This is a genomic window from Microbacterium sp. Bi128 (assembly GCF_918698205.1).
Genome location: NZ_CAKKMM010000468.1, coordinates 1 through 3,534, shown reverse-complemented (window position 1 = coordinate 3,534; position 3,534 = coordinate 1). Strand labels below are relative to the sequence as shown.

The following is a 3,534-nucleotide window of genomic DNA, read 5'->3' as shown; positions in this document are numbered from 1 at the left end:
CCAGCCGGCAGGACACGCCAGGGATGTCGACGCCCTGCCAGAGGGACATGGTTCCGAACAAACACGTGTCAGGTTCGTCGGCAAACTGCCGCACGAGCGCCGTCATGGTCGACTCCCCCTGGCACAGGATGCTGAGGCCCACCCGGGGCCGCATGGCCTCGGCTGCTTCCTCTGCGGCGCGCCGCGAGGAGAACAGGCACAGGGCGCCTCCGCCGGAGGCGCGGATCAGCTTCTCGAGTTCGTCCAGGGCCTCGGGGGACGTTCCGCGGCCGGGTTTGGGCAGGTGCCGGGCTACGTAGAGGATGCCCTGCTTCGGGTAGTCGAACGGGGAGCCGACGTCGACGCCGGTCCAGCTCGGGGCGCCGTTGCCAACCAGGCCCAGGCCGCCGGCGGCGGGTTCGAAGGCAGCGCCAATGGCCAGTGTGGCCGAGGTCAGGATGACGGTGTGGTCCGCGAACAGGCCCTCGCGCAAGCGCCCTGCGACGCTCAGCGGGGCAACATTGATCAACGCCGGCGCGCTCTCGTCCGGCTGGGAGTAGCCCTGCGCCGGGTCGAAGCTGCTGTTGCGGGAGAACCACACGACTTCGCGGTTTTCGCGCGCGGCCAGGAGGCGTTCACAGAGCTCCAGGATGACCATGAGGCGCGAGCGGGCCAGCTGCCGTCCGCCGTCCGCCGACACGGAGCTGTCCCCCTTGGAATCGGAAAGGGCGGCGCGGCAGGCGTCGCGCAGCTGGTCGATGCAGTCCAGCTGCTCGCTGTTCAGGCCGTTGGGCATCAGCCCGCTGGGGACGCCATCGATGGCGAGCTCCAGGTGGGCGGCGGCATTGTTCAGCGCATCCACGGTGATGCCCGTGTGCTTCCGGGCCCCGGACGCGGCGGCGTGCACCATCGCCACGGAGAGCTGGCCCGAGACCGCGCCCGTGACGCGGTCCTGAAGTTCGTGTGCTTCATCCACCACGACGACGTCGTACTCGGGCAGCACCGCCAGGCCTTCGAAGGCACTGACGGCGAGCATGGCGTGGTTGGTGACCACGACGTCGGCATCGGCGGCGTTCTGCCGTGCCAGCTCGCTGAAGCATTCGGCCGCGAGCGGGCATTTCTGCGCGCCGAGGCACTCCATGGAGGTGACCGAGACCTGGCGCCAGGCCCGGTCCGTGACGCCCGGCATGAGCTCGTCGCGGTCCCCCGTGGCGGTCTCCTCGGCCCATTCGCGCAGCCGGACAACTTCCTTGCCCAGCTGGGAGGACGGCCCGCCAAGTGCGGCGGCGAAGTGCGGCACGGACGTGTCCTCGCCGAGGGAAAACAGCTGTCCCTCGGAAGGTTCTTCGGACGGGAAGCCGCCCTCGAGTTTGTGCCGGCAGACGTAGTTGGACCGGCCCTTGACCAGGGCGACCTTGACGGGCCGCTCCAGGGCAGGGGTGATGGTCTTAAGCAGCCTGGGCAGGTCACGGCCCACAATCTGCGTTTGCAGCGCCAGGGTGGCGGTGGAGACCAGCGTGGGCTTGTTGCTGGTCAGCGAATGCGCGATCAGCGGAATCAGGTAGGCCAGCGACTTGCCGGTGCCGGTGCCGGCCTGGACCAGCAGGTGATCACCGCTGTCTATCGCGCGCGCCACCTGCCGGGCCATTTCGTGCTGGCCATCGCGGCTCTGCCCGCCCATGCCGGACACGGCACGGTCGAGCAGCTTAACACCAAACTCCTCGCCGGCCGCGCCGGCACCCGAACCGGCGCCGGTGTCAGTTTCGGCCGGCCCGGCGTCGGCTGGTTCGGCATGAGCTGGATCGGCGTCGGTCCTTCCCGCACCATCACCACGGCACGGGTCCCGGTTTCCTCGTGGTCGAGGCTGAGGATCTCGGCGTCGCTCTCGTGGAGCTTGCTGATCAGATCCCCGCGGTTGTACGGGATGAGCAGCTCAAGCTTCACGCTGGGCCGCGGAATGCCGTCGCTGATGGCCTTGAGCAGTTCCGGAATGCCTTCGCCGGTGCGGGCCGAGACCACCACGTGGCGCGGCTCGCGCTGCTTTAGCCGTTCGACCACGAACGGGTCAGCGGCGTCGGCCTTGTTCAGGACAATGATTTCCGGAACCTTGCGCGCGTCGACTTCGCTGAAGACCGTCCGGACAGCCGCGATCTGGCCTTCCGGATCCGGGTGCGAGACGTCCACGACATGCAGGATCAGGTCAGAGTCGGCGACCTCTTCCAGCGTAGAGCGGAATGCCTCCACGAGCTGGGTGGGCAGGGAACGGACAAAGCCCACGGTGTCGGCCAGGGTGTATCCCAGCCCGTCAGCGGTTTCGGCCTTGCGGACGGTGGGGTCCAGGGTGGCGAACAGGGCGTTTTCCACCAGCACCCCTGCGTCGGTCAGCCGGTTCAGCAGCGAGGACTTCCCGGCGTTGGTGTACCCGGCGATGGCGACAGAGGGCACGGCATTACGACGGCGGTTGGCGCGCTTCGTTTCCCGGGCAGGCTTCATGGCGGCGATTTCGCGCCGCAGCTTGGCCATCCGGGTGCGGATCCGGCGGCGGTCCAGTTCGATCTTGGTCTCACCGGGACCACGCGAGCCCATGCCGGCACCGGCTCCGCCCACCTGGCCACCGGCCTGGCGGGACATCGATTCACCCCAGCCGCGCAGGCGCGGGAGCAGGTATTCGAGCTGGGCGAGCTCCACCTGGGCCTTGCCTTCACGGCTCTTGGCGTGCTGGGCGAAGATGTCCAGGATCAGCGCTGTACGGTCAATGACCTTGACCTTGACGATGTCCTCCAGCCCGCGACGCTGGGACGGGGCCAATTCGGCGTCGACGACGACGGTGTCGGCGCCGGTGGACATCACGATGGCTTTCAGCTCCTGTGCCTTGCCGGAGCCTAGGAAAGTCCCGGGATCGGGCTTGGCACGCCGCTGGACGAGCCCGTCGAGGACCTCGGAGCCGGCCGTCTCAGCGAGGGCGGCAAGTTCACGCAGGGAGTTCTCCGCGTCCGCGAGGGTGCCCTCGGTCCAGAGGCCGGCCAGGACGACGCGCTCAAGGCGCAACTGCCGGTATTCGACCTCGGTGACGTCTTCGAGCTCGGTGGACAGGCCGGCCTTGCGGCGCAGTGCGTGCCGTTCCTCAAGGTCCTGCTGGTCGCCGTCGAAGTTGGTGTACACCTCGTCCAGGCGGGAGATGGCCTGCGCCTTGCCGAGCACCGACGTCGGGCTGCTGGTGCCAGCACCGGCGGCGGTGCCATGGCCGGTGCCGCCGCCGCGGCCTGGGGCGGGGGTGTCCTTGGAAAGGATCCGGTCGATTACAGCTTGAATCTCTTCAGGGCTCATGTCCTGGGCTGCTGAATCGGGTCCGGTGTTGGGGTGGCTGGTCATGGTCTCCTTTAAAGGTTCGGCACTTTCAGAATAGTGCCGATTGTTGCTCTGTGGGGCGGTATTCGCGCTGGGCTGACGGCGGGGGGTCATGCGGGCCTCCTGGAATGCCTGCGGCAACGGCGCCGGGGCGGGGCTGGCTCTGTGCGGAGCGGTGGCTGGGGACGGTAGAGGCGGCTACGGCGC

The 3,534-nt window shown here is 68.5% G+C and carries 2 protein-coding genes; both read right to left on the bottom strand.

The window, feature by feature from the left end:
• Positions 1-1,660, bottom strand: a 1,660-nt coding sequence (locus LQV45_RS21190; protein WP_230008697.1) for an ATP-dependent DNA helicase, incomplete at its 3' end; no start/stop codon positions are given.
• On the bottom strand, positions 1,600-3,351 hold the full coding sequence (gene hflX, locus LQV45_RS21185) for a GTPase HflX (RefSeq protein ID WP_230008696.1): 1,752 nt from the start codon (positions 3,349-3,351) through the stop codon (positions 1,600-1,602). The genes LQV45_RS21190 and hflX, both read right to left, overlap by 61 nt.
• Positions 3,352-3,534 lie beyond the last annotated feature (183 nt).

Bases quoted from the DNA above. Each gene is read 5' to 3' on its own strand.
- hflX (WP_230008696.1), bottom strand. From the start codon at position 3,351: ATGACCAGCCACCCCAACACCGGACCCGATTCAGCAGCCCAGGACATG.